This window comes from Providencia sp. PROV114 (assembly GCF_032704305.1).
GTDB lineage: Bacteria > Pseudomonadota > Gammaproteobacteria > Enterobacterales > Enterobacteriaceae > Providencia > Providencia rettgeri.
Genome location: NZ_CP120528.1, coordinates 2,626,375 through 2,653,193 on the forward strand (window position 1 = coordinate 2,626,375; position 26,819 = coordinate 2,653,193).

The 26,819-nt window shown below is 39.4% G+C and carries 22 protein-coding genes; 12 read left to right on the forward strand and 10 right to left on the reverse strand.

What is annotated here, in order from left to right; genetic code table 11:
* Positions 1-272: 272 nt before the first annotated feature.
* Positions 273-1,196: an AEC family transporter gene (locus tag P3L37_RS11730; RefSeq protein ID WP_004910140.1), complete on the forward strand. Its 924-nt coding sequence runs from the start codon at positions 273-275 to the stop codon at positions 1,194-1,196.
* Positions 1,197-1,358: 162 nt separating this feature from the next.
* Positions 1,359-2,336 carry a class II fructose-bisphosphatase gene (gene glpX / locus P3L37_RS11735; protein ID WP_196719069.1) on the forward strand — a complete coding sequence of 326 codons (978 nt, stop codon included), beginning with the start codon at positions 1,359-1,361 and terminating at the stop codon, positions 2,334-2,336.
* 74 nt (positions 2,337-2,410) lie between these two features.
* Here the strand turns inward: glpX and dtpA are convergent, their stop codons facing one another.
* Complete coding sequence (gene dtpA / locus P3L37_RS11740) at positions 2,411-3,877, reverse strand: dipeptide/tripeptide permease DtpA (protein WP_109911202.1); 1,467 nt, start codon at positions 3,875-3,877, stop codon at positions 2,411-2,413.
* Between the two features lie 957 nt (positions 3,878-4,834).
* Between dtpA and P3L37_RS11745 the strand changes: the two genes are divergently transcribed.
* Positions 4,835-5,863, forward strand: coding sequence for a tetratricopeptide repeat protein (locus tag P3L37_RS11745; protein WP_004910134.1), 1,029 nt, complete (start codon positions 4,835-4,837; stop codon positions 5,861-5,863).
* 114 nt (positions 5,864-5,977) lie between these two features.
* Here P3L37_RS11745 and dpiA read toward each other — a convergent pair whose 3' ends face one another.
* Positions 5,978-6,658 carry a two-component response regulator DpiA gene (gene dpiA / locus P3L37_RS11750; protein WP_109911201.1) on the reverse strand — a complete coding sequence of 227 codons (681 nt, stop codon included), beginning with the start codon at positions 6,656-6,658 and terminating at the stop codon, positions 5,978-5,980.
* Position 6,659: 1 nt separating this feature from the next.
* Positions 6,660-8,288: a sensor histidine kinase DpiB gene (gene dpiB, locus P3L37_RS11755; RefSeq protein WP_109911200.1), complete on the reverse strand. Its 1,629-nt coding sequence runs from the start codon at positions 8,286-8,288 to the stop codon at positions 6,660-6,662.
* Between the two features lie 367 nt (positions 8,289-8,655).
* Between dpiB and citC the strand changes: the two genes are divergently transcribed.
* The 8 genes from citC to P3L37_RS11795 all read left to right on the forward strand — a co-directional run bounded on the left by citC (position 8,656) and on the right by P3L37_RS11795 (position 16,952).
* Entirely contained in the window at positions 8,656-9,732 is a 1,077-nt protein-coding gene (gene citC, locus P3L37_RS11760; protein ID WP_180359458.1) for a [citrate (pro-3S)-lyase] ligase, read from the forward strand.
* Positions 9,729-10,025, forward strand: coding sequence for a citrate lyase acyl carrier protein (gene citD / locus P3L37_RS11765; RefSeq protein WP_004910070.1), 297 nt, complete (start codon positions 9,729-9,731; stop codon positions 10,023-10,025). Before citC ends, citD begins: the two co-directional genes overlap by 4 nt.
* Positions 10,025-10,921, forward strand: a complete 897-nt coding sequence (gene citE, locus P3L37_RS11770) for a citrate (pro-3S)-lyase subunit beta (RefSeq protein ID WP_004910068.1) — start codon at positions 10,025-10,027, stop codon at positions 10,919-10,921. The genes citD and citE overlap by 1 nt, the downstream gene beginning before the upstream one ends.
* Positions 10,922-10,932: 11 nt before the next feature.
* Positions 10,933-12,459: a citrate lyase subunit alpha gene (gene citF, locus P3L37_RS11775; RefSeq protein WP_004910067.1), complete on the forward strand. Its 1,527-nt coding sequence runs from the start codon at positions 10,933-10,935 to the stop codon at positions 12,457-12,459.
* Positions 12,460-12,461: 2 nt separating this feature from the next.
* A complete protein-coding gene (citX, locus tag P3L37_RS11780; protein WP_004910064.1) occupies positions 12,462-13,001 on the forward strand; it encodes a citrate lyase holo-[acyl-carrier protein] synthase in 540 nt (179 codons plus the stop codon).
* Positions 12,988-13,869: a triphosphoribosyl-dephospho-CoA synthase CitG gene (citG, locus tag P3L37_RS11785; RefSeq protein ID WP_109911197.1), complete on the forward strand. Its 882-nt coding sequence runs from the start codon at positions 12,988-12,990 to the stop codon at positions 13,867-13,869. The genes citX and citG overlap by 14 nt, the downstream gene beginning before the upstream one ends.
* A 254-nt stretch (positions 13,870-14,123) precedes the next feature.
* On the forward strand, positions 14,124-15,557 hold the full coding sequence (locus P3L37_RS11790) for an anion permease (protein ID WP_109911196.1): 1,434 nt from the start codon (positions 14,124-14,126) through the stop codon (positions 15,555-15,557).
* Between the two features lie 342 nt (positions 15,558-15,899).
* Positions 15,900-16,952 carry a 4-oxalomesaconate tautomerase gene (locus P3L37_RS11795; protein WP_109911195.1) on the forward strand — a complete coding sequence of 351 codons (1,053 nt, stop codon included), beginning with the start codon at positions 15,900-15,902 and terminating at the stop codon, positions 16,950-16,952.
* 46 nt (positions 16,953-16,998) lie between these two features.
* Here the strand turns inward: P3L37_RS11795 and P3L37_RS11800 are convergent, their stop codons facing one another.
* The 4 genes from P3L37_RS11800 to P3L37_RS11815 all read right to left on the reverse strand — a co-directional run bounded on the left by P3L37_RS11800 (position 16,999) and on the right by P3L37_RS11815 (position 21,523).
* Positions 16,999-18,138, reverse strand: coding sequence for an AAA family ATPase (locus P3L37_RS11800; RefSeq protein WP_272578717.1), 1,140 nt, complete (start codon positions 18,136-18,138; stop codon positions 16,999-17,001).
* On the reverse strand, positions 18,135-18,845 hold the full coding sequence (locus P3L37_RS11805) for an RNA ligase family protein (RefSeq protein ID WP_110732277.1): 711 nt from the start codon (positions 18,843-18,845) through the stop codon (positions 18,135-18,137). The genes P3L37_RS11800 and P3L37_RS11805 overlap by 4 nt, the downstream gene beginning before the upstream one ends.
* A 227-nt stretch (positions 18,846-19,072) precedes the next feature.
* Positions 19,073-19,891 (reverse strand): VanW family protein, encoded by an 819-nt coding sequence (locus tag P3L37_RS11810; protein WP_110731862.1) that lies wholly within the window; start codon positions 19,889-19,891, stop codon positions 19,073-19,075.
* Between the two features lie 315 nt (positions 19,892-20,206).
* Positions 20,207-21,523, reverse strand: coding sequence for a CitMHS family transporter (locus P3L37_RS11815; RefSeq protein ID WP_109911191.1), 1,317 nt, complete (start codon positions 21,521-21,523; stop codon positions 20,207-20,209).
* 540 nt (positions 21,524-22,063) lie between these two features.
* Here P3L37_RS11815 and P3L37_RS11820 point away from each other — a divergent pair.
* Entirely contained in the window at positions 22,064-23,155 is a 1,092-nt protein-coding gene (locus P3L37_RS11820) for an NADH:flavin oxidoreductase/NADH oxidase (RefSeq protein WP_109911190.1), read from the forward strand.
* Positions 23,156-23,213: 58 nt separating this feature from the next.
* Here the strand turns inward: P3L37_RS11820 and P3L37_RS11825 are convergent, their stop codons facing one another.
* The 3 genes from P3L37_RS11825 to P3L37_RS11835 all read right to left on the reverse strand — a co-directional run bounded on the left by P3L37_RS11825 (position 23,214) and on the right by P3L37_RS11835 (position 26,750).
* Entirely contained in the window at positions 23,214-23,534 is a 321-nt protein-coding gene (locus P3L37_RS11825) for a hypothetical protein (RefSeq protein WP_004910043.1), read from the reverse strand.
* A 230-nt stretch (positions 23,535-23,764) separates the two neighbouring features.
* On the reverse strand, positions 23,765-24,637 hold the full coding sequence (locus P3L37_RS11830) for a DMT family transporter (RefSeq protein WP_109911189.1): 873 nt from the start codon (positions 24,635-24,637) through the stop codon (positions 23,765-23,767).
* A 640-nt stretch (positions 24,638-25,277) separates the two neighbouring features.
* Positions 25,278-26,750 carry an anion permease gene (locus tag P3L37_RS11835; protein WP_004910038.1) on the reverse strand — a complete coding sequence of 491 codons (1,473 nt, stop codon included), beginning with the start codon at positions 26,748-26,750 and terminating at the stop codon, positions 25,278-25,280.
* Between the last annotated feature and the right edge of the window lie 69 nt (positions 26,751-26,819).

The window sequence follows — 26,819 nt, forward strand, 5'->3', positions numbered from 1 at the left end:
GCTCAAAAAATTAGTCATTAAAATTTTATTAGTACAATTTTTTTTATTATGTTATCTATATAATAGCTTTATCTGCAAACATTACTCTAATACTTATTATCCTTAAATGACTAAAGTCATTTATAATTATGTTAATTAGTTTCTTAATTAAGCACTGATAAAAACATAAATGTTTTAATTTAAATAAAGTTAACACACGGGAAAATGTTAACTGTCATTCCACAGATTTTTTATTCGACAAAGCCTATCGCATAATATCGGGAGAATTTTTAATGTTAACTCACATTATACTTGCTGCTTTAGGGCCCATTGTTCTTGGATTAGCCGTCGGTTGGCTATCGGGTAAATATGGGTTTATCAAAAGAGAGTATTCCCAAGCCTTTGCTGACTTTGTAGTTAAAATAGCATTACCATTTGCATTATTTCTAGCTGCTGCACAGGCTCCACCCTCGGTATTGCTCAATATTGACTACTTATTAGCATTAGCCGTAGGACTAATTGCAACATACGTGATTGGTTTTATTTTTGGTAAGTTTATTTTTCGTCACAATAAGAAAGATGCTGCAATGCAAGCATTGTCGGTGTCTTTTCCTGATATGGCCTACTGTGGGCCACCTGTCTTGCTCGCAACTGTCGGGTCATCAGGCTTAATCGCTATGGTATTAGGCAACCTTATTTATACTGTCATTATTATCCCATTTACTCTCTTAATGATCAGTGGCTCACAGCAAGGGCATAGTGTCTTTAAATCTGTTGGGAAAGCCATTGCCCAGCCCTTAGTTTTTCTTCCTATTCTAGGGGCATTATTGGCTATTTTTGGTGTCAAATTACCTGAAATATTACAAAACTCAGTTAATGAATTAGGTAAAACAGCAGGCGGAGTCGCTTTATTCTTCCTTGGATTGCTCCTTTCAGGAATCAAACTGACAATAAGTAAGGAAATTATATTTAACGTCTTTATAAAAAACTTTGTTCAAGCCGCTCTTATTTTAGGGACTGGGCTCGCTTTAGGATTACAAGATGATTTACTTAAAGCCGCGTTTATCATTGGTGTATTACCCACCGCGACCGCTGTTCCTGCATTAGCAATTAGTAATCAGGCCTATACGGAAACCTCTGCTGGAACCGTGTTATTAAGTACACTTGCTGCCTTAATTTCGATTATTGGCGGTATCACTATCGTCGAAATGCTTTAGCTTTCAAATTAATGGTAGCCTAAACATAGGCTGCCATTTCATTGCGGCACTAAATTCTCTGTTGCTTTTATCACCTATAATTTGCCAGACAGATCACAAAAAACGTATCATAGAGATAAGTACTTTTCTTTTATACACCTAGGATACGAACAAAAAATGAAAATTAGTGATGAGTTAGCTTCCGCTATCGCTTCCGTTACTGAAGTCGCTGCTGTAGCTGCCTTCGATTGGGTAGGTAAACAAGATAAAAATGCCGCAGATAAAGCCGCTGTTGAAGCAATGAGAAATCGCCTAAATGAAATTGATTTTCATGGCAAAATTGTCATTGGTGAAGGTGAAATCGACGATGCTCCCATGCTATATATTGGCGAGCAAGTTGGCAAACAATCCGGGTCTGTTGGGTTAGATATCGCAGTAGATCCTATTGATGGAACACGTATGGTGGCTTGTAATGAAAAAAATGCCATTGCCGTACTTGCTGCCGCGCCAACGGGAACACTGCTTCAAGCACCTGATATGTATATGGAAAAACTGGTTGTTGGTGCCGCAGCGAAAGGAGCTGTTCACCTAGCAAATCCCCTAGAAAAAAATTTAGAATTTCTTTCCTCCTCACTGAATAAACCCATTTCAAATCTTTCAATCGCAGTGCTTGATAAACCTCGCCATCAACATATTATTAAAACTATCCGTAATTTTGGTGCGAATGTGATTACCATCCCTGATGGTGATGTACTCGCCTCATTACTTACCATTCTTCCGGAGCATCCCATTGATATGATGTATGGGACTGGTGGTGCTCCTGAAGGCATTATCAGTGCAGCCATCGCACGCGCTTTAGGCGGTGATATGCAAGCAAGGCTAATTTCTCGAGATAAAGCCAAAGGTGATAGCGAAGAAAACAAACAGCTCGCGGCACAAGAAATTTTGCGCTGTCAGCAAATGGGGTTAGAAATTGGTGAGGTGTTATCTTTAGACCAGATGGTGAGTACTTCTGATGTCATATTTGCCGCCACAGCTATCACACCAACAATCTTGATGGATGGTGTATCAATAGATGCTTACAGCCGTATTTCAAATACCATTTTGGTTAATGGCCGTGACCGTTCGCTAAAACTGATTAATAATCGCTATTTTAATTAATGCAACAATACAGTATGTCATATATATCAAAAGGGCTTTTCAGCCCTTTTGATTACAACTATTTAAGATGAAAATTAACGCTCAAGAGTCATACGATTTAACATCGGAGCAGTTAAAACCATCAAAATTGCCATCACACCAGTCACTAAACCAATCTTCAGGAATACGTCACTGTACACAGCTAAAGATTCAACTTTACTAGTAAGTTCACCTTCTGGTGCCGCTGCCATTGAGGCAACATACCCTGCGATAAATGCTGCTGCTGAGTTAGTCAGGAACCACGCGCCCATAATAAAGCCCATTAAACGCTGTGGAACTAACTGAGCTACCATCGCAAGGCCAAGACCTGAGATCATCAGCTCACCAATACTTTGGAAGCCATAGCAGATAACTAGCCATTGAACAGAAACAATCCCAGCTTCATTTGCAAATTTCGCACCTAATGGCAAAACTAAGAATGCCGCGGAACATAGCAACATACCAATAGCAAATTTATGTGGCATCGGTAAGTTGTCGCCCATTTTATTATAAATTGCAGCTAAAATTGGGCTTCCAATCATGATCCATAATGGATTCAGAGCTTGGTATTGTGCAGGCTCAATAGAAAAACCAAAAACTTCATGCTCTACGTTATGTAATGCAAAGAAGTTTAGCGATGTAGGCATTTGGCTATAAAGAACAAAGAATACAATCGCTTCAAGCATTAGAATCAATGCAACAATCATGCGGCGACGCGCCGTACCTTTCAGTGCTAATGTTTCTTTGATAAAGATAACTAAAATACCCAAAGAAATAATCGCTAATGCTGTACGAGCAATACCGAGGTTATGCAATAGCCATGTTGAAATCGCAATGAGTGCAACAACACCAGCGACAGTTGCGACCAACCTTGAGATCACGACAGGAGCGAAGTCAGGCTTTGAGCCATGTTGAGAAACCCATTTTTTACACATATAGAAGTTAATCAATGTGATAATCAGGCCTACAACACTAAGAGAGAACGCAACATCCCAGCCATAATGTTTTGCTAACCATGGTGTTGCAATCATTGAGAAGAATGAGCCGATATTCACGGACATATAGTACATGGTGAATGCACCGTCCAAACGAGGGTCGTCTTTTTCATAGCAGGTTGATAACAGTGATGATGGGTTTGCTTTAAACAAACCATTACCAACTGCAATAGTCGCTAAGCCAACATACACCATCGACACGTCATGCCCTGAGAAAGCAACAAATGCGTACCCCGCAATCAGTGTTATCGTTCCAAGAACAATAACACGTTTTGTTCCGAGAACTTTATCCCCTAACCAACCACCTACCGCAACAAAACCATAAACTAATGCTGCAAACGCCGAGAAAAGTGTAATTGATTCTGTTTCTGACATACCCAGCACTTGGCTTAGGTATATTGGAAGGATCCCTTGAAGACCGTAGTAACCAAAACGTTCCCAGAGTTCGATAGAAAAAATAAGATAGAATGAGCGAGGTTGCTTAAACGCGTTAAGACTGACTTCCTCTTTGTTATTTGTTGTGGACACAAGTTACCTCTAGTACAACCTGTACATATGCAAAAAAACCACGGAACGCTCTATGCGCTCTCGCATTGTTATGATCTCAAGAATTCAAAGTTGAAAAGATTCACTTTTGGTAGGAGGAGTATCATTCCCTGACCTCAAAACAAACAATACTGTGTGTAGACTTGTTTATGGATCTCAAACATAAATTCAATGAGTTAAAGCACATTTGATTATTTATTCAACATTAATTGGCAGATAACCCGCCCAGAACCCAATAATCAATTAAGCCATATACGTTATTTATGCACCAAAATTAAAGAATTAGCTAGTATTAATTACTGCTTGAATTGAATTTAATCGTGATTTACTTCAATTTTTTACAAAATCACCAAATTATTATCGATTACTAATTAGTCATTTGTTTATTAAATGTTAAGAACATTATTCTATAGTGAAACTATAACACCCTGTTTATAACTCTATGATTTATTGCTTTAAACGTTATGGGAAACTAAAAATATCCATAACAAATGAACACTTTTTTCTTTTATGATCTTTTATGATAAGAAAGGATTTAGAGAGTCGCAGCTAAAGAGACATTCAAACTGGAATTTTGGATAAAAAAAAGCCCAGTTAAAAACTGGGCATAATGCATTCTACTCAAGGATCTTTTTGCTAAATTCAAACTATCACTACGTAGGTGCATTATTACATTACTTCGTGTAAAGAAATGAATGATGAGGGTAAATATATGAATGTTTACGCAAGCAAACAGTATATAGATACTACTAAGACACAGTATCACTGAAAAAAGTTCATCTTTTTTTAAATTATTTATGTATTTTTTGCTCTATGCGCTAATAGCAACAATTAACCATCTGATTTAGTAGAATTAATATAAAATGGCCTTCATATCATTGCAGGAACTTATCTAACAAGATAACGTAGCCGTTAAGAGCTTAGTCCAAAGGATGTCATGTGAAAAAAGTATTTTTACTGTTTTTTATCTTTATTAACGTATTTTTCTCTCCTGCCTTTGCAGAAGAAGCGACGCCACTAATTAATGAAAAAACGCTGATTGCACTTGCGGAACAGGGCCAAGCCGAAGCTCAGTTTAATTTAGGTATGTTTTATCAGTCTCACCATCAGTTTGACCAAGCTTTACATTGGTATCTTCTCTCTGCTAATCAAGGCTTTACAAAAGCACAAATTAACCTTGGTTTGATGTACCAACAAGGTACCGGGGTTAAGTTAGATGAGAAACAAATGCTGCACTGGATGAGCAGAGCAGCCGAAAATGGTGATCCTATTGGCCAAATGAATATGGCCGAATATACCTTATACGGCCTTGATAATTTATTAGAGAAAAACCCAGAAAAAGCAGAACAGTGGCTAGAAAAAGCGGCCGAACAACATTTCCAACCTGCTATGCTCACCCTCGCCTATTGGTATGAAGAGGGAAAAGCTGTTACAAAAGACCCGCAAAAAGCCCAAAAAATATATCTTGCTCTTGCTGAAAAAAACCATCCTCAAGCACTCTATTTATTGGGTTATCAGGCTGCTGTAGGCATGTATGATAAGGTGAACTACCCTCTTGCCTTTCAATATTTTACCCGTGCCGCAGAATTGGGCTTTTCCCCCGCCCAAAATAGCTTAGGTATGCTGTACCTAACCGGGCAAGGCACCCCAAAAAATACCCAATCAGCCATAAAATGGCTAACCCAAGCCGCTGAACAAGGTGAAGTTTCGGCTCAATTTAATGTTGCGCTTATCTATGCACGCGGTGATGGTATCAAGGCTAACCAAGCAAAAGCGTGTCACTGGTTTATAAAAGCCGCTCAGCAAAATAGTGTCGATGCGCAATATGCAGCAGGAGCTTGCTACCAATATGGTATGGGTGTTGAAGCCGATGATAAAAAAGCCCTACGCTGGTATCAACTCGCAGCCGCTAAAGGCCATGAGCGGGCTGAAAAGAAAGTGTTAATTTTAGAAAACCAGCAACAATAAACTCTATTTTTCCAACTTACTGTTGTACCACTAATATAAGTAAGATAAAGAAAATCTGCATTGTTTATAGCCAATGCAGAGCTTCTATAGGCATATACTTATTAGTTCAGACACTCACAATTTAGCGCGATAAATTCGCTGCGGTCGGCCAACTTTGCCATACTCAATTTCGGCTTCAATTTTATCCTTCGCTAAACAATACTCCAAATAACGCCTTGCCGTGGTCCGACTGAGTTTGATGGTTTCAGCAATACTTTCTGCCGTATATTGCACATCAGGTTCAGTGAACAAAGCGAGTATTTTTTCAAGTGTAATAATATCAATGCCTGTTGGAAGTTCTTCCTTTGATTCCCCTCGCGCATAGGTATTGAACATATCATCAATTTTACTTTGGTTGGTTTTGCTATTGTCCTGTACAACAGATTTACGTTGAATATACCTATCCAATGTTTGGCCTAAACGCTCATAGGCAATTGGCTTCACTAAATAGTCAAAAACGCCTAAACGAATAGCTTCAGAAACCGTATCCATATCACTTGCAGCCGTAGTGAATACAATATCTGCATTATTCCTTTCTTGTATTAACTCATGGACCAGCTCAATCCCTTTACCATCTGGTAAATAGTTGTCTAATAAAATCAGGTCTGGTTTCATGTATTCAATCATTTTTCTCGCTTCAGCAAGGTTACCTGCAAGCCACACTTTCTCACATGCGGGATAGGCTTTTATATACTCACTGTGCATTTCAGCAAGTAGTAACTCATCTTCCACAATGAGGATTTTTATCTTAATCATTTTATATCTTCACTTTCGGAATAAAAATTGAAAATACTGTACCATGCGGTTGATTTTCTTCAATAATAACCGCACCATTACAGCGTTTAACATAAGACGCAACAAGATATAACCCGATACCATGGCCATCTGTCACATCGGTTTTCGTTGTCACACCGCGCTCGAACCATTTATCTTGCATTTCTGATGGGAAACCACACCCCTGATCCGCGACTTCAATGACAATCTCCTTCCCTTCATCAGAAAGGTATAATTCCACTTGTTTATTACCCTGATTATTTTTCAAACTTGCTTCAAATGCATTATCAAGTAAATTTCCCAATATGGCACAAAATTCCGTACTATTTAACGAATCAGGTAATTCATGCAACTGACTACCGGCAGTAAATTTTAATTGTAGCCCTAATTCTTTGGCTCGATGGTGCTTACCAAATAGTAAACCTGCAACCTGCTTATCAAAAAACTGCCCACGGAGTGTATCAATTAATTGCTGCTGAGATTCTGATTCCCCTTTAATCAAAGCCAACGCTTGGTCATATTCTTTCATTTGCAATAACCCACTTAATGTTGACATCCAATTAAGATGTTCGTGCCGTAAAGTGCGTAAATTTTCAATATATTGACGAACTTGAGTCAACTGAGAGTTTAACGATTCAATATCGTTTTGACTACGAAAGCTAATAACCGCCCCCACCAGATGCTCACCATCACGAATCGCAACCCGGTTTGCAATCACATTTAAACCATTAAACTCGCCAATCACATCATGCTTAGTTGTTTCAAGGTCGGTAATAAAAAAATCAGCTGGCGATATATGCTCTGACACAAATGTTCCTGTTAACTGGCCCAATGGCTTACTTAGGGATAACATTTTTCTCGCATTTGAGTTGATATTGATAATTTGCCCTTGTGTATTTACCGCAATCACACCTTCAAAAACGGCTTCAAATATTCCTTTTTGTACTAACACCAGTTGAGTAATCTCTTCAGGTTCCATTCCCAACATTTGTTTTTGAATTAAACGTGAAAACCCCCAAGATAAAAACAGCAAAATAATCAATATTCCTAAAAAGGTAGCACCTGTTTGCACAAACAATTCACTGCGTGACGTATCAATTTTGTTGGATAAGTAACCAATAGAAACAACGCCAATCACTTTACCTTGTTCATCAAAAATAGGGGTCTTGGCTCTAACAGCATTTCCCATCGAGCCTTCGCCATTAATGAAATAGCTTTCCCCTTTCTCTAAGGCGCCTGGTTTGTTCCACTGCATTTCAAAACCAATTTTTTGGCTATTTGGGTGATATAACCGAATTGATTTTTCATCACCGATAACTACATAATCATAGTTGGAATCTTGGTTTAGTTTGTCAGCAATAACCTTCAGTCTCGGAATATCTCTATTCTTTACTGATTGCACCACACCATCAATAGAAGCAATCAGCTTTGCTTGACTCATCGCTAACGATTGAATGTTTGCAATCAATCGATTTTCAGCCGTATCCGTGAAATATTTGCCCAACCCGAACGTTAAAAAAACAGAAACAATCAATAACAGAAAAAAAACTCGTACTGAAAATGAAACTGAATTTACTTTTTTCAATGAAGAGAATGCATATTCTTTTTTCATGTTATATCTCGTTACTGGCTGAAAAGTAAAAAATTTGTTAATTCAAAAAAGGTAGGATAACCGATAAATTGGATTCAAGCCAAAGGTATAATACACATATTAATAATTAAACACATTAAAACCAAGCAATAAAAAACATATCCAATAATTAAAAACTTTAAAACCATTAAACAAATACAATCTCATTTAAGAAACATGAAATAGGTCAAATATATTAAATACAGTATCTTTAATATAAATATCAGAGAGGATAATTAAATAAGAATTTATATTTAATTCTATAAGAATAACCAAAAATATTTATTTAATTAACTTTAACATTAGCAACATTTTAAAAACATCTCTAAATGAGATGCAGGATACTATTATGTTCGAAAACATAACGTTTAACCAAGTAAAACGTCATGAGAACAGGAAACTTGCTGAAATAACTCAGTTTTTAAAGGAAAACGATTTAGAGCTTGATTCAAGCATTGACGTTTTTATTACAATCTCACGCAATGAAAAATTAATTGCGTGCGGAGGCTTAGCAAAAAATGTTATTAAATGCGTTGCTATTAGTGATGATGCTCGAGGTGAAGGCCTTGCATTAAAATTAGCAACAGAACTGGTTAATCTTGCTTACGAAAATAATACAACTCATTTGTTTATTTATACTAAATTTCAAAATGAAAGCTTATTCCAACAATGTGGCTTCCATACTATTGCCACCGTTCCTGATATTATGGTGTTAATGGAAAACAGTTGCTGTTATCTAAAACGTTATATCGAAAGTTTAAAAGCACAACGTAAGGAAGGAAAAAAAATTGGCGCAATCGTCATGAATGCCAATCCCTTCACCCTTGGCCATCGCTATTTAATAGAACAAGCCGCGAAGGCCTGTGACTGGCTACACCTATTTGTTGTCAAAGAAGATACCTCTCGTTTCCCTTATAAAGTTAGATTAAATTTAATCGAAGCTGGGACTAAAGGAATAGAAAATCTCACTATCCACAAAGGCTCCGAGTATATTATTTCTCGGGCGACTTTTCCTTGTTACTTTATTAAAGACAAAACGGTTGCCAATAACTGTTATACCGAAATAGACATTAAGATATTTCGTCAATATATCGCCCCTGCTCTGGGGATAACCCATCGATTCGTAGGCTCGGAACCATTTTGCCAAGTCACCAACCAATATAACCAAGACATGCGCTTTTGGTTAAAAACCGATGCTATGAATTTTCCACCTATAGAACTCGTTGAATTTCCGCGAACAATCATCAATGGAACGGCAGTTTCTGCCTCACAAGTTAGACGATTGCTCGCTAAAAAAGATCTTGCGGCGATTAAGCCGATTGTACCTGAGGCAACCTATCAATATTTACAAGAGATGGTCGCCAATCAAGTCGCATCCGCTCAAAGCCACACCGAAAGTTCTGAATTAGCCATAGGTGAAATATGAAGATAAAACACGCAGCAGTAGCTGGCACACTTGAATCAAGTGATGTCATGGTTCGTATCGAACCGCTAGAAGACACTCAAGAGGTCTCAATACAAATTACCAGTAGTGTTGAAAAGCAGTTTGGGGATGCTATCGCAAAAATCGTACAAGAAATGATTCAGCAGCATGATATTCAAGGAGCACAAATCATTGTAGATGATAAAGGTGCACTGGAATGCGTACTTAAAGCGCGTTTAGAAGCCTTATTGGCTCGCGCCTGTGATATCGACTATCTGCCTTGGGAGGATAAATAATGACTCCAGAACAAAAATCACGTACACGCAGAAGTATGTTATTTGTGCCCGGTTCCAATGCAGCCATGTTAAGCAATTCCTTTATTTATAAAGCGGATGCTTTAATGTTCGACCTTGAGGACTCTGTAACTTTACGCGAAAAAGACACGGCTCGTCGCTTGGTTTACCATGCATTGCAGCACCCGCTTTATCAAGATATTGAAACCATTGTACGGGTCAATGCATTAGATTCCGCCTTTGGTGTTGCTGACCTTGAGGCCGTTGTTCGTGGTGGTGCAAATATTGTCCGCCTTCCTAAAACAGATACTGCGCAAGATGTTATTGATATTGAAAGTGAAATCTTACGTATAGAAAAAAGTTGTGGCCGCGAAGAAGGTAGCACGGGTTTGCTCGCCGCTATCGAATCTCCAATGGGCATCACTCAAGCAGTCAATATTGCTCATTCATCACCAAGACTTATAGGCATCGCATTAGGTGCCGAGGACTATGTCCGCAATTTGCGCACCGAGCGGTCTCCAGACGGCGTAGAACTCCTCTATGCTCGGTGCGCCATTTTACAAGCCGCTCGTTCAGCCGGTATTCAAGCGTTTGATACCGTATATTCTGATGCGAATAATGAAGAAGGTTTCCTACGCGAAGCCGCTCACATTAAACAGCTCGGCTTTGATGGCAAATCATTAATTAACCCAAGACAAATTGAGTTACTTCATAATTTATATGCACCAACTCAAAAAGAAGTCGACCATGCACAGCGTGTTGTTGAAGCCGCTGATGCTGCAGCCCTTGAAGGTAAAGGTGTGGTTTCATTGAACGGGAAAATGGTCGATGGCCCAGTTATTGACAGAGCTCGCCTCGTGTTATCACGAGCAGCATTATCAGGAATTCGGGAAGAGTGAGGGGCAATAAAATGACAAATAATACTCAGCGCCAGGCTCGCGTATCAGCCTACTTACAACCAAATACTGACGATGTACTACGTGAATTTAAAGATATCGGCAAAGTACAACAACAGGTACAAAAGCCGAGAAATCGCAAATTATGTGATGACTTACAAGTCGCGATCCGTCGTTCTGGTCTTAAAGATGGTATGACTATTTCTTTCCATCACGCCTTCCGTGGTGGAGATCTTACGGTCAATATGGTGATGCAAGTCATTGCTGAAATGGGTTTTCGCAACTTAACTCTTGCATCTAGTTCATTAAGTGCTTGCCATTCACCACTTGTTGAACATATTCGTCATGGTGTTATCCGTAAAATTTATACCTCTGGTATCCGAGGCCCACTCGCTGAAGCCATTTCACGTGGTGAATTAGAAGAACCTGTACAAATTCATTCGCATGGTGGAAGAGCTAATTTAATTCATAGCGGTGAACTAGTTATTGATGTGGCGTTCATCGGGGTTCCTTCTTGCGATGAGTACGGTAATGCCAATGGCTACACCGGAAGCGCAAGTTGTGGTTCTTTAGGTTACGCCAAAATTGATGCTGAAACCGCGAAAAAAGTGGTGATGCTCACTGAAGAGATATTAGATTACCCCCATAACCCATCCAGTATTAAGCAAGATGAAGTCGATTACATCGTCAAAGTTAAACGGGTGGGTGATGCCGATAAAATTGGGGCTGATGCGACACGTATGACGTCGAACCCTCGTGAGCTGCTGATTGCTCGTACTGCAGCTGATGTTATTGAAAAATCAGGTTACTTCAAAGATGGTTTTTCATTACAAACGGGTACGGGCGGGGCTTCTCTTGCCGTCACTCGCTTCCTTGAAGACAAAATGAGACGCCATAATATTCAAGCAGGCTTCGCACTTGGCGGTATTACCTCAACTATCGTTGATCTGCATGAAAAAGGGTTAATTCGTAAATTATTGGATGTCCAAAGTTTTGATAAAGCGGCAGCTGAATCACTCGCTCGCAATCCGAATCATATTGAAATCAGTGCTAACCAATATGCGTGCTTTGATTCAAAAGGTGCTTCCGTTGATATGCTTGATGTGGTTGTGCTCAGCGCGTTAGAAATCGATACTCGCTTTAATGTCAATGTGTTAACGGGTTCTGATGGCATTATTCGTGGTGCATCTGGTGGCCATAGTGACACAGCTGTTGCATCAAAATTATCTATCATTGTTGCACCACTGGTACGTGGCCGTATTCCAACATTAGTGGATGAAGTGCTCACGTGTGTTACACCTGGTTCCAGTGTCGATATTCTTGTCACTGACCATGGAATTACAGTTAACCCTGCTCGTCCTGAATTAAAACAGCAACTTGAAAGCCAAGGTATTAAAACCGTTTCAATGAACTGGTTACGAGAACGAGCACAATTATTAACTGGTACTCCTAACCCAATTGAATTTACAGATAAAGCTGTTGCGGTTGTTCGTTATCGTGATGGCTCAGTCATTGATGTTGTTCATCAAGTGAAGGAGTAAATATGTTTTACCCACTGCCTGATACTCAAGAGCAATTTGATATTTCTTTACCTGAACTGTTGGATAGCCGAGATGCCCGTCAGGCTCGCCAACAAGCGTGGATTGGTCTCCATCAGGTAACCTTGATTTCATTTACTGTCGTTTTTCCTGGAGCTGTCAAAGACAACTCTCTTGTTAGACATGTGTTTAATCAGGGCCTAAATGCGCTTAAACAAATTGCTTCATGCGGGCAGTGGGTGTTTTTATCACAACAATCTTGGGCATTAAAAACGGGGCCGGAATGCTTGGTTGCCGTTGACGGAGATGCTATCGAGATTAAAAAAGCGTTAATTCGCATGGAAGAATCGTCTGCTGTTGGTCGGTTATGGGATTTTGATGTGTTTGATGCCAAGGGGCAGCAATATTCACGTAGTCAATTAAATCTGCCACCAAGACAATGCCTAATTTGTGAAAATGAAGCGAAAATTTGTGCTCGTCAGCGGACACATTCATTGGTTGAGATACTTAATCGTATCGAGGAGTTAGCGCATGCAACCCATTAAACAACTCAGCCATATAAATGATAAATTAACCCACTATTACAGCCAATTAGCATGGCAAGCGATGTTAGCTGAAGTAAACTTAACCCCTAAACCTGGGTTAGTGGATAAACATAATACCGGTGCCCATAAAGATATGGCACTGACAGATTTTCATTTAAGTGCCAATGCCATCGCGACACATTTTCCACGATTTTTGCAGGCCGGTGCTCAACACAAAAATTGTCCTGTAGAGCAACTATTACCCCACATTCGTCCTATCGGAATGGATTGTGAAAGGTCGATGTTTCGTGCAACAAAAGGGGTTAATACCCATAAAGGCAGTATTTTTTCCTTGGGTTTAGTCTTAACCGCAATAGGCCGTTTGATTGCACAACAACAATGTGTCTCACCTGAAAATATCAGCTTATTGGTTGCTAGTATGTGTATGGGAATTACCAATGAACTTAAACAAAAAACCGAAAACCCTACTGCTGGCCATCGCTTATATCAGAGACATGGGTTAACAGGTGCAAGAGGTGAAGCTGAGGGCGGTTATTCGTTAGTAATCAAACATTCACTTCCTTATTATTTGCAGCAACTTGCTAAAGGCAAACTCGCCGATATCGCTCTACTTGATACTTTAATTTTACTCATGAGCCTGAATGATGATACGAATATTGTCAATCGTGGTGGTATCAAGAGTTTAACGTGGATCAAGCAACGTGCAAAACAGCTATTAACTGCTGGTATAAATACTCATGATGACTTAGTTAAGGTTAAACATTTCGATAGTGAATGTATTCAGCTAAATGTGAGTCCTGGGGGAAGTGCGGATTTACTAATTCTAACTTGGTTTTTTGCTCGATTACCCAACCAATCCTTTATTTAACATTACGTAATTTTTTAACATTAATAAAACAGGAATAATTTAAAAATAAAACAATTTAACCAAATAAAAACCAATTAATTATTTAACTAAATTATACACCTTAGAGTGAATTATTAATGAAAATTAAAATCATTATATTTCATTCAAGATACAGCCATATTAAAAATTATCATTTTAACAAATTCCTAATATTAAAGTTCATTCAATTTAATATTAAATAAATTTAATATTGATTTAATCAAGGAAATTGGCTTATGCAAAAAGAAAAAATATGGAAGCTATTCGTGTTAATAGCCATTCCAATTATTATTGCTTTAATACCTACACCAGCGGGGCTACCACATATTGCGTGGTTGTTATTCGGTCTTTATCTTGCCGCTATTGTTGGTTTGGTACTTAAACCATATTCAGAGCCTGTTATTTTATTAGCCACTATTGCTGCAAGTGCAGTAATTATTGGAGTAACAGGTACTAAAGATGTCAAAGCAAGTGAAGTTTTAAGTGGATATGCATCCGGTACGACATGGCTTGTATTTGCTGCATTTACTCTGAGCGCTGCCTTTGTTATTACTGGTTTAGGTAAACGTCTTTCTTATATCTTGATTGGTAAGTTAGGTGGTACAACGTTAGGACTCGGTTATGTAACCGCAATCCTTGATTTAATTATCGCGCCTGCAACACCATCTAATACCGCACGTGCAGGAGGGATTGTTTTCCCAATCATCAATAGTGTCGCCGTTGCTTTAGGGTCTGATCCAGAAAAAAGTCCACGTAAAGCAGGCCACTATCTCCTCGTCAACGTTTATATGGTGACTAAAACCACCAGCTATATGTTCTTGACCGCAATGGCGCCAAATGCACTCGCTCTTGCCATGATGAGTGACATTATGGGAATCCATTTAAGTTGGGGTGGATGGGCACTTGCAGCCTCTGTACCGGGTTTAATCATGCTGATTTTGACACCGTTAATGATCTACAAACTGTATCCACCTGAGTTGAAAAAGGTGAATAACAAAGAGATCGCGGCCAAAGGCCTGGAAGACTTAGGCCCAATGACTATGCGTGAAAAATTGCTGGGAATTGTCTTCATTATCGCGCTGTGTGGCTGGATTTTCTCTGACCTTATCGGTGTCAGCGCTTCTAGCGTCGCGATTGCGGTCATGGCATTAACCCTGATCCTAGGTGTTGTAACTTGGGATGACGTACTGAAGAATAAAGGCGGCTGGAATACCCTGATTTGGTACGGTGGTATCATCAGTATGTCTGGTGTTCTCACAAAAGCAGGCTTCTTCAAGTGGCTCGCCGATACCATGAGTCAATATCTCTCCTTCGGTGACCAAGCGATGCTAGCTTTCTTTGTCATCATGTTCATCAGTGTTGCCATTCGCTACTTATTTGCCTCTGGTGGTGCGTATGTTGCAGCCATGGTTCCGGTATTTGCCACTGTCGGTATGGTTGCAGGGGCTCCTCCGATGTTACTCGCTCTAGGTTTGCTGTTCTCGAATGCTTACGGCGGAAGCGTAACTCACTATGGCGGCGCCGCAGCACCTATCGTATTCGGTGCGGGTTATAACGATATCCGTTCTTGGTGGATCATTGGCGGGTTAGTGGCCTTCATTAGCTTATTCGTTCACATGACTATCGGTTTAGGTTGGTGGGAGATCTTGATTAGCATGGGGCTGATTTAATGCGCTCTATTCTAATCTCTCATTAAATTATTCCATGGGGCGCAATGCAAATTGTGCCCTAAACCCAAATATAACGGTAATTCACGCTAATCCTCTAAATAGTTCGGGTTGTAACAAGGCGGCAAAACAAAGGCATCCCATGGAGCATACAAAAGTATGTGACTTGGGTAACTGAGCGTAGCCAACACCGCCACTGCGGGAAGCTGAACGGGTTTACCCTAAATAGTTCACGTTGTGGCAAGGCGGCAAGTGAAGGCATCCCATGGAGCATACAAAAGTATGTGACTTGGGTGACTGAGCGTAGCAAACACAGGCATAGCGTGAAATATAACGGGTAAACAGATGAAAAAAATTCCTTGTACCTTAATGCGTGGCGGCACCTCGAAAGGCGTATTCCTTTTAGCAGACTCCCTTCCTAAAGACATAAAACAACGGGATGAGCTGATCCTAGCGATTATGGGGTCTGGTCATGCTTTGCAAATTGATGGCATTGGTGGTGGCAGCCCACAAACCAGTAAAGTCGCTATTATTAGCCCTTCAACTCACAGTGATGCTGATATTGATTATTTATTTGCTCAGGTTTCTATTACTGAGCGCATTGTTGATACGGCACCAAATTGTGGCAATATTCTTTGTGCCGTAGGTTCTTTTGCTATTGAAAAAGGCTTGGTGCCCATCACAGGAGAAACAACGACTGTGAGGATCCGTAATGTCAATACAAACACCTTCGTCAACTCTACTGTACAAACGCCTGATGGCCATGTCGATTATGATGGTGACACCGAAATTGCGAGTGTACCCGGTCATGCCGCGCCTGTTGCACTGACATTTTTAAATGCTTGTGGAACTAAAACAGGAAAATTGCTCCCGACTGGCCATGCAATTGACACCATTGAAGGTATTGATGTTAGTTGTATTGATATGGCGATGCCTGTGGTGTTAATTGATGCCCCTCAGCTTAACAAAACTGGTTATGAAACCGCGGAACAGCTTGAAGCCGATGCCGAATTTATGCAAAAGCTCGAAGCTATTCGTATACAAGCAGGCGCAGTGATGGGACTTGGTGATGTTAGCAAAAAAGTTATTCCTAAACCTATATTGATTTCACCAGCCATTCACGGTGGAACAATTAATGTCCGTTATTTTATGCCACATAAATGCCATGGCGCACTTGCCGTGACTGGTGCTATCGCCATTGCGACAAGTACTATTGTTCCTAATAGTATTACTCAGCAATATATTCACTCTGTTGATATGAATAATATTTCCATTGAACATTTAAGTGGAAAATTTGACGTATCGTTAAACCAGCAAGGCAATTCACCGGAAGGGATTCAGGCATCAATTATTCGTACAGCGAGAAAACTCTTCGAGGGCGATGTGTACGTTCCTTAAAACTAATATCACGTCCTGCCTCTAGCTAAGAGGCAGGCGATTAATTTTACTTTTCTGCAAGTAACGGTTCAAAATTACCGTCAATATAATAGGAAACCTGATGGGCTTCATCTGGCGTTGGTAATTCTAACTTCCCTGCCATTTTTTCCATAACCAGCTCTGGAACCGCATATTTACGCTGTTGATTTTGTTGTCGCCACTGTTTAAATGACACTTCCAAATAAACTAAATGAACTTTGGCTTGGTAGCGTTCAAATAAACTGATCATACTGGCACGTAGCGAAGCACTTAATGAGGTCGCATTCCATATAAAATCCGTTTTCGTTCGCAAAAAAACCTTAGCCTGTTCTTTCACTTGCTGCGCCACCCAGCCTTGGGCATTTTTATCTGCTGGGTTAATTTTATGTTCTCGGCGAACATCATCTAAACATACCACCGGAGTTCGTGGGTAAAACTGTTTGATAAAATGGTCTTTTCCCATCCCCGGCAAACCACATAGCATAACGACTTCGCTCCCAGTTTCTTCAAAAGGTTGATAATCTGTAGTACCCTTTTGGTGATGAAAATAATGGAAACGCCCAGCTTGCGAAGCAAATGATTTAGGTTGATCCCAACAACCCTGCTCACGACAGAACAACTCAAATAGTTCGATTCTGACCAACAATTCCGCTTTATCTTCACACGTACGCCCTATCGCATCGGCTTTCGCTAGCATACACAATAAAGACATTTCAACGCGCAACGAGGCGGCAAATAACGTGCGTTCAGGATCTGGCTTTTCCATTAACCAAAGCGGTAAACCATGAAATCGAACTAAAGCTGCAATTTGTTCACGAATAGCAAAAGGAGTTTCTATTTGTCGAAATAATATATTGCGTACCGATAACTCGCCTTTTTTGGCATGTCCAGGCGAATGAATTCGCCCTTCTTCATCTTCTTTTGTTGTACTGCGTTTTTCGACGTCATGTAGCAACGCTGCCGCCCAAACGATTTGTTGTTTAAGTTCTGGAAGCTGTTGATATTCAGGTAACCCCTCCAAAGCCGCTAACACCATTTGAGTGTGAATAGCCACATTGCCTTCCGCATGGTGCAAACGGTCTTGCTGCACATATTGCATATCACGCACAAAATCGAACTCTCTTTCAAGCTGTGCCCAATCACGATATTGGGTTAATTGCCAACTCATGGTTGTTCTCCTTGTAATTCAAAGGCCAGCTTGGCTCGCTGCCAATGCCGCTTCCAGTGGATATCCGTTTTGACATGGTTTTTACGCACATATTTAAAAACATGTGCCATAAAATCATCCACATGAAACCCTTGGCTATCACGGCTCACAATCCCTTCCATGCTACAGGCTTTCCCTGTGTGAGTATCACGCGCAATAAATTGGCTATCTAAAGATGCAGCAGTAATTAATAAACTTGCATATTCTTGCTTGTCCATATGTTTACTGAGTGATAAATCTAATTGGGGGACAGTTGGAAAATCAAATAAAGCCGCATAAAATTGCACCTCTTCCCAACTAAGCCAATACTCCCCTTGCCTAACAGCAAACACATAGAAATAATCTTCAATATGTTGATATTCAATGGAATGTATTGCGTAAAGGTTTTCACCGAATAGTTCAATATCCCCTAAATCGTCTTTAATCAACTGCCAACGTTGGCGAATTTGCTGGCTCCATGCCGATTGAGTTGGAGCCCCATGAGAGCGCGCAAAAACCCCATAACGGTTTAAGCAATTATTTTCACCGTCCAGTTTTTCTGTGTGAACCAGTTTGTCTATATTTTGGATGTGCGACCACCAATCGCGATTAATGCGATCATCACTAGTCGTACCAGGGGAGAACGGATAGTGATACGTTCTACCATACTTTCTTGATTGCATATTCATCATGCTTTCTCTAAAGAAATAGAAATAACCACAAATCTTTTTGCTAGATTTGCGTCTTTAATTGTTGAGAAATCAAGTGTAGGTATTACATATCTATTCCGAGTAACGGCCTCATTTTTACTTAGCTAAGGGTCAAAATTAGCGAAATTGAAGGAAAACAGTTGAATTTTAGTCTAATTGTCAAGAAAAAGGCTATCAATTTATTCCTAATCTCATTGCTAGCGATATTATTCAACCACTATCTGGCTTTCATCTAAGGAATATTTCACTATCACCTTATTACGATACAAACAATTATCCTGCAAAGTACTAGGTTCTTGTCCTTTAGTTGTCACTTTTTGCCAAATTTCGTTATGCCGGTATATAACTCCATTTTCTCGGGTAAATTTATGGTTTTTCTCATAAATATGGTATTTATGTTCACGTGAGGTACAACTCAATAATTCCCCTTCGAGTTGATGCTCAGCGATATTAAATACCAATTGAAAAGCACTTTGTGTCGGATTATAGAAAACCAAATCGATATAATTATAAAAGATTGCCGCCCCTGAACCAAAAGGCAATACACGACCTTCATCTGGAAATGGGTCAAAACTATGATTAGCGCGCTCAACCACTTGCAATGGAGAATGCAATACCATCCAATGAATTAAATTACTTAGTTGGCAAATTCCCCCGCCAATCCCTGAACGAGCTTCACCAAATGAAAGTTCCATACCTTCAAGAAAACCTCTGCGCGAAGTCGGTTTTCCTACGAGACGACAAAATGAAAAATATTCTCCTGGGTAAATAATAACCCCATTCATCGCTTCGGCAGCAATACGCAAGTTCGTTACTTTGTTGTATTGCAAACGTAGGTCTGATTCACCTAATTTACGGATCAGCTTAGATGTATGCTTGTTGTAGCGATACTCAAGGCGTTCACTGGATTTTGACTTCGCATAATGCTTGGCAGAACATACCCAATGCAATCTTCGAACTAAGCGCTTTTGAGTCACGCGCAGCCAATAGAGAATAGGATGATAGGAAGAAAGTGGCCTACGCATAACAAACCTTATTGATATAATTAACCAATAAATCATGTCATAGCCATTCGTATTACGACATAGTAACTATCTGATAGTTAATACGTGATAGTTGAATAGCTAAAAAATAATCAAACCCTAGTTACCTATCACTAGAATTTACTTTTGAAGCCAAAAACGCGGTGGCAAGCAAGATGGAGATGGTTTGATATAAGGATTTAAGAAGAGATAATTTGCTCTAAGGATTTCATGTCACAGCTAGGCCGCAAAAAAGTAAATCCCTAGGAGCATACACAAGTATGTGACTAGGGTTTACTTTTGAAGCCAACGAGCAAATTAATACAAGCCGAGTAGCGCCCCAACTGCTAACAAAAAGAAACTAAACAACCAAATCCAACCAAATGAATAGCGTAAGTGACGGCCCATATCAATTCCAGCCAAACCCATTGCTAACCAAGCTGCTGGTGAAAATGGGCTCACGAAGGTTCCCGCGTTGTTACCTATCGCCATGGCGTAAACAACGGAAGATGGGTCAACACCAACTGTGGCTGCAATTTGTTGAATTATTGGTAATAAAGCAAAATAGTAAGCATCTGTACTCGTAAAAATATCCATCGGTACACCTAAAATACCGACAAAAATATGGACTTTAGAAACCCATTCTGTTGGTAAAATAGCCGTTAAGTCTGTTGCAATTGACTCAAGCATCCCACCTTCAGATAAAATACCTAAGAATGCTCCCGCTGCTAATATTATGGCCACCATTCCCAACGCTTGCGGTGCATGGGCTGCCAAAATTTTCATTTGGTCCCTAGGGTTAGGGAAGTTAACCATTAAAGCAATGGAAAGTGCGATCATAAAAACATAAGGCGCTGATAATAATCCGAATGCTAAACAGATAACAGATGCGATGATTAACCCACCATTGATAAGTGGTTTTTTGGGTTTCTGAACTGTATCGCTTATATCTGCAGTGTCATCACTAACAGGTAGTAAAGAATCCATTTCATATGGCGTAGTGCCTTTCAAACTTGCCGCTGCAATACGTCTTTTCTCACGTAATCCCATCAGAATAGCAAATACCACTGCGCCAGCCATGCCAATTAATTGTACAGGGATCAAATGTTGCCATAGAGTCGAGGCGTCAATTCCAGTGACTGCCGAAGCTCGACCTAATGGGCCACCCCAAGGTACCATATTCATGACCCCCATACTGGCGCACATCAGCAATAACATTAAATAAGGGCTCATCCCTAGTTGGCGGTATAAAGGTAATAAGGCAGGAATAATAATTAAGAATGTCGCAGCGCCTGACCCATCTAAATGGACAACCCCCGCAATTAACGTTGTCATAATACAAACAATAATAATATTTCCACGCGTCATTTTAACCATAAAACGAATCAACGGATCAAAAATGTGCAGGTCTTTCATTAAGCTAAAAAATAAAATCGCAAATAAAAACATCGCAGCGACTTTTGACACTTTATTAATACCACTTTCAAAGAATACTGAAATTTCAGCAACAGAGTAACCAGCAAATAAAGCACCAATAAAGGGGATACAAGACATTGCGATAATTGGGCTAACTTTCCCCATCATCAATAATGTTACTATCGATAAAATGATTAAAATACCAATAATTGTCAGCACATCTACTTCCTTCTTAGAATTATATTTTTCAGGTGAACACAAAATTTAGCTTGGCTCGCATTAGCTTAACAAGCTTGTTTCTTATATAAACCATTGAATATAACCGCAAGGAATATTTTATATTTTTGCTTCACAAACAATGCATTAATTCTTATTTAAATTATCATTTAAAATAAAAAAATAGCTTTATTCTCTATTAGAACCATTAAAACCATAAGCATAAATTAACGCCACTCTAAGTTGGTGGTAATTAATTTTATTTATAAGTTACAGAATTATAACAATCAAAAAATAATAGTTATTATTATATTTTATTTTTTATCTCATTTTTTTATATTTTTTCCCTCTTTTTTCATTATGTTGCTAGGGAAATATACTTTTTATGGTTTTGATCAAATATGCAAAATTTTACTTGATTTTCTATCAACGATCCGTCTAAAAATAAAATTTCCCCGTAAAACCACACCATCTCACAAAAAAAACTTGGCTAACCGAGTATAATATTAGAATAATTTAAGTTTGCTAATAAGGAATGTTTCAATGAGCCGCCTTTTTTCACCTGTATCAATAGGCCAAGTTTCTCTGAAAAATCGAATTATTGTTCCCCCTATGTGCCAATACTCCGCAGAAAATGGCATGCCAACAGCATGGCATAAAGCCCACTATATGAACCTTGCTTTATCTGGTGCCTCTTTAGTTATTGTAGAAGCTAGCGCTGTTGTTCCTGAAGGGCGTATTACCTACAAAGATCTTGGTTTATGGAATGATGAACAAATGACTGCAATGCAACAAATGCTCAACGATATCAGGCAGTTTTCAGATGCACGCTTAGGGGTACAAATCGCTCATGCAGGCAGGAAAGCATCAACTGATTTACCTTGGTTGGGAGGTAAAAGTATCCAGCCCACACAACCTAATGGTTGGCAAACTGTTGCACCATCTGCGCTCGCTTTTGGTGATAATGCGGTACCACATGCATTAACCATTGAAGAAATTTTACAGCTAAAACAACAGTTTACTGATGCAGCTATTCGTGCTGAAAAAGCAGGTTTTGACGTTATTGAGATCCATGCCGCTCATGGATATTTACTGCATGAGTTCTTATCACCAGTATCAAACTTACGACAAGATGAATATGGTGGATGCTTTAAGGGGCGTACTCGATTACTTATCAATATTTTCCATGAAATGAGAAAAGCGATTAACCCTAATATTGCAATTGGCGTGCGGATCTCTGCAACAGACTGGCTTGAATCGGGTTGGAATACACCTGAATCTATTGAGCTTACTGAATTACTAGAGGATTTGGGTTGCGACTACATTCACGTTTCGTCAGGTGGGCTATCACCAGAGCAACAAATACCATTGAGCCCAAATTACCAAGTCCCTTTAGCCCAAGCTATTCATGAAAATACCATGATGCCTGTCATTGCTGTAGGTCTTATCACTGAACCTTTACAAGCTGAAGCCATTATTGCAACCCACCAAGCAGATTTGGTGGCTATTGGCAGAGGGATCCTATTTGAGCCACGTTGGCCTTGGCGAGCAGCGAGCGAATTGAATGAACAGATAGATGTTGCGCCACAATACTTGCGCAGTGCTCCACATCAATTTAAACATTTATTTAAATAAAAATAATAAACTCGCAGCTATTGTTGATTGATAATAAATAGCTGCGAGTAATAAACAATTAACGCGCGTTAGTCGAACACTGTTGAACAAATTCAATCATGGTTTTTTGGAATTCAGGTTCTGCAGTACCTGATTTTTCTAATTCCGCATCCATACGTTTAAACTCAGCTAAACCATATTTTTCAATTGTTTTATCGTAGGCACAACCACAAATTGCACTGACCGCATTTGCCGTTTCACCTTGCGGGTTTCCTGATGCAACAACACAGGTATTCACAAAATTCTCTTTGTACTCCGCAATTTCTGATTTTTCATCAGAACATGCAGACAACACAACCATCGCTCCCGCCATACCTAATATTAATGCTAATTTTTTCATTTTATGCCCATTTCCTATTCAGCTTTAACTAAGGTGATAATAATAAACCGCTATTATTCCTAGTTCACGCTATTTTGGATATATCGTTTATATTTTCAATACCATTAATCTTAATACGCAAAATAAGACGCTCTTATTAAGATTAATATCCCTATCACTGACTATTCATAACAATCATAGCTGTTTTCTGGTAAAAAAGCTGTATTAACCCATTTTTTATTATGTATATTCTACCTTGGCAATGAATTAGAACAGCGCCATCGATAGTAGAATAATGATGATAAAATTAGCACACAACCCACAATTTGGATAAAAGGCATTCTTTCATGGTACCAAATCGCCGCGACAAAAACGGTCATCACGGGTTCAAGGATCATAATAATTGCCGCATTTCCTGCTGTGGTATTTTTTTGACCAATAAGCTGTAACACAAAGCGCAAACTCGTTGCTATCACCACACTAGCAATAAACCACATCATGGTAGGCGTTGTCATGCTGCTCGGCCATTCTTCTAAAAAGAATGACAAGACTAGCCCTGTCATTCCTGTACAAGCAAGTTGAATGGCCGTTAACGGTAAAAGAGGAATTGTTCGGGTATATAAACTGGTATAACAAAAATAGATAGCTTGGACAATTGCCGCGCCAAGAAACCACAGTTGACTTGCTTTAAATTCAAGCTGAGCCTTAAATAGGGTTAAGCATGCCAGCCCTAATACCGCAACAGGGAGTGCTTCCCAGAAATAACGGACAGGTTTATTTTTTAAAATGACCCATGCAACTAACGGAACAAATAACATAGCGAGACTCATAATAAAAGCCCCTTCGCCAATTGAGTCTGTTATTGCCACCGCGTGGATCCAGAGCGCCATATTTAATGACATCCAACCGCCTGTCATTAATATTTTTGGTAATTGCTTCAGCGTTATTCTATTTTTTTTCCCTCGGCAAAAAGGGGCTAAAATGATAGCAGCGAGTAAAAAACGGCTACCAAGAAAGGCAAATATTGGCATTCCCTGCACAGCTTCTCGGGAAAATACCCATCCCCAAGCTGCAATTATCGTGGTAAGCACCAAGAAAAATTCTGCCTTCCTTTGTGAATACATGTGTTCCTCTGAATGAATTAACTGACTCGCAGCTACATCATACTGGCTTTTGCATGTAAACCAATCACATTTATGGCCTTTATCTCCGACTTCTCTAAATAAAAAATATCTCGCCCAAAAATAATAAATGTAACCTTAAATCAAGAGCCATTTCCTCTTAATAAAGAGGATTTTTCTCTTAAGCTACCTTTTTCCTTATTAAATAGATTAAATCTCATTTCAAATAGGATAAAAGAGGAAGTTTGCATAAAAGCTCATCAATTTTTCTTCTTGTATGACCTGAGATAATTAAGACAGGCGAACAGTGTCAATCTTACCGATTGAAGTTTCATCTTCAACTTAATGGAAGGTCATAGCATGGTTATTCAAAAAACATTACCGATAGATAACGATACAATCAAAAAGGTAAAGGCGGCGATCAATAAAAGAAAGTATGCACATGCCAACGAAATAAGTCTGTTATGGCAACACGCATTAAAATCATCGTCAGTCTGTAGTTGGGGGAAAGTGATGTTGATTTCTATAATAAGTGGCCTTGTTGTCACAATAGCCACTTCTTTGTAGCAAGGGATATTAAAAAGAAGAAATCGAGCCGATAGCCCGATTTCTATTGGTTGTTTTTAATAACTAATTCAGCTAATTACCAATAACCTAAGAATTTCCACCAAACGCTACCAATGAAGAACCAAATGGCTAAGTTAACCACACTCATGACAAAACCAGTTTTCCACCATTCAGCAAGAGTGGCATAACCTGACCCAAAGATAATCGGGGCTGTTCCTGTACCATAATGTGTTAATGACATCATTAGTGATGATGAGAATGCTAACGTTAAGGCCAATAACATTGGTGGAGCGCCAAGCGCTAAACCCGCGGAGAAAAATGCCGCATACATTGCCGTAATATGCGCCGTTGTACTCGCGAAGAAATAATGGGAATACACATAAATTAAAACAAGAATTAACATTCCCCATACCCAGCTAATGCCCATTCCATCAATGGTTGCACCAACTGTTAATGACATCCATTTAATGAGACCGAGTTTTCCTAAGAAACTCGCCATCATCACTAAAGCGGAGAACCAGACAACCGTATCCCAAGCCCCTTTGTTTTTTAGCACGTCATCCCAATTAATGACCCCTGTCGCTAATAGAATACTCAACCCAATAAAGGCAGCAGTGGTAGCATTAACACTATATGCAGGCCCAAAAATCATTGCAGGTACACCTGCCCACATCAAAAGTAATAACCCAAAAACACCAAGCGTTATTTTTTCAGGCAATGAAACTGGACCTAATTGCTGCAAACGTTCTTTGGCGAAATTTGGTGCATCCGGTGTTGAGGTAATTTCTGGTTTATACATAAAATAGATAACCAAGGGCATTAATATTAATGACACGATGGCTGGAACAAATGCGGCAATAGCCCACATCCCCCAAGTTAATTCATTTTCTTGGCTAGTCTCGCTAATTATCAAGCTAACAATTAATGGATTGGGGGCTGTCGCCGTAATAAACATTGCGGAAGTAATCGGGTTAATATTGTAGTTAACGAGTGATAAGTAGCGCCCTATTTTACCTGCGGTTCCATCTTCGGCCTTTGACCCAAAACTATCTGAAATCGAGCGCATAATTGGGTGAATAATTCCCCCACCTCGCGCAGTATTACTTGGTGTGACAGGAGCCAAAATTGTTTCTGCTATTGCCAATGAATAAGCAATACCCAATGTTTTTTTACCAAATAAAGAAATGACATAATAACCTATCCTCGCCCCTAAACCTGTTTTATTCAAGCTCATGGAAACCATAATAGAAATACCAATTAACCAGATTAGGTCATTGGAAAAACCACTTAAGGCATCCGCAATTGCCCCTTTGGTTGATTCAGGATTAGTGACTCCTGTAGCTGCAACTAATGAAATTGCGACAATAGAAACACCCCCTATCGGTAAAGCTTTACCAATAATGGCAGCGATTGTGCCGACAAATAATGCCAAAAGGTGCCACGCATTTGGATTAACACCTTCAGGAACAGGAATTAAAAACCAAATAATTAATGTTATTGCGACTGCGATTAGAGTTGGAACAGGTTTTAAAGGTGTCAGTTTATTCATAAGGTTATCCATACACGTTTAAAGATGGAAATACAGAGTAATTTCAGTTATATATTCTAATTTTATCTT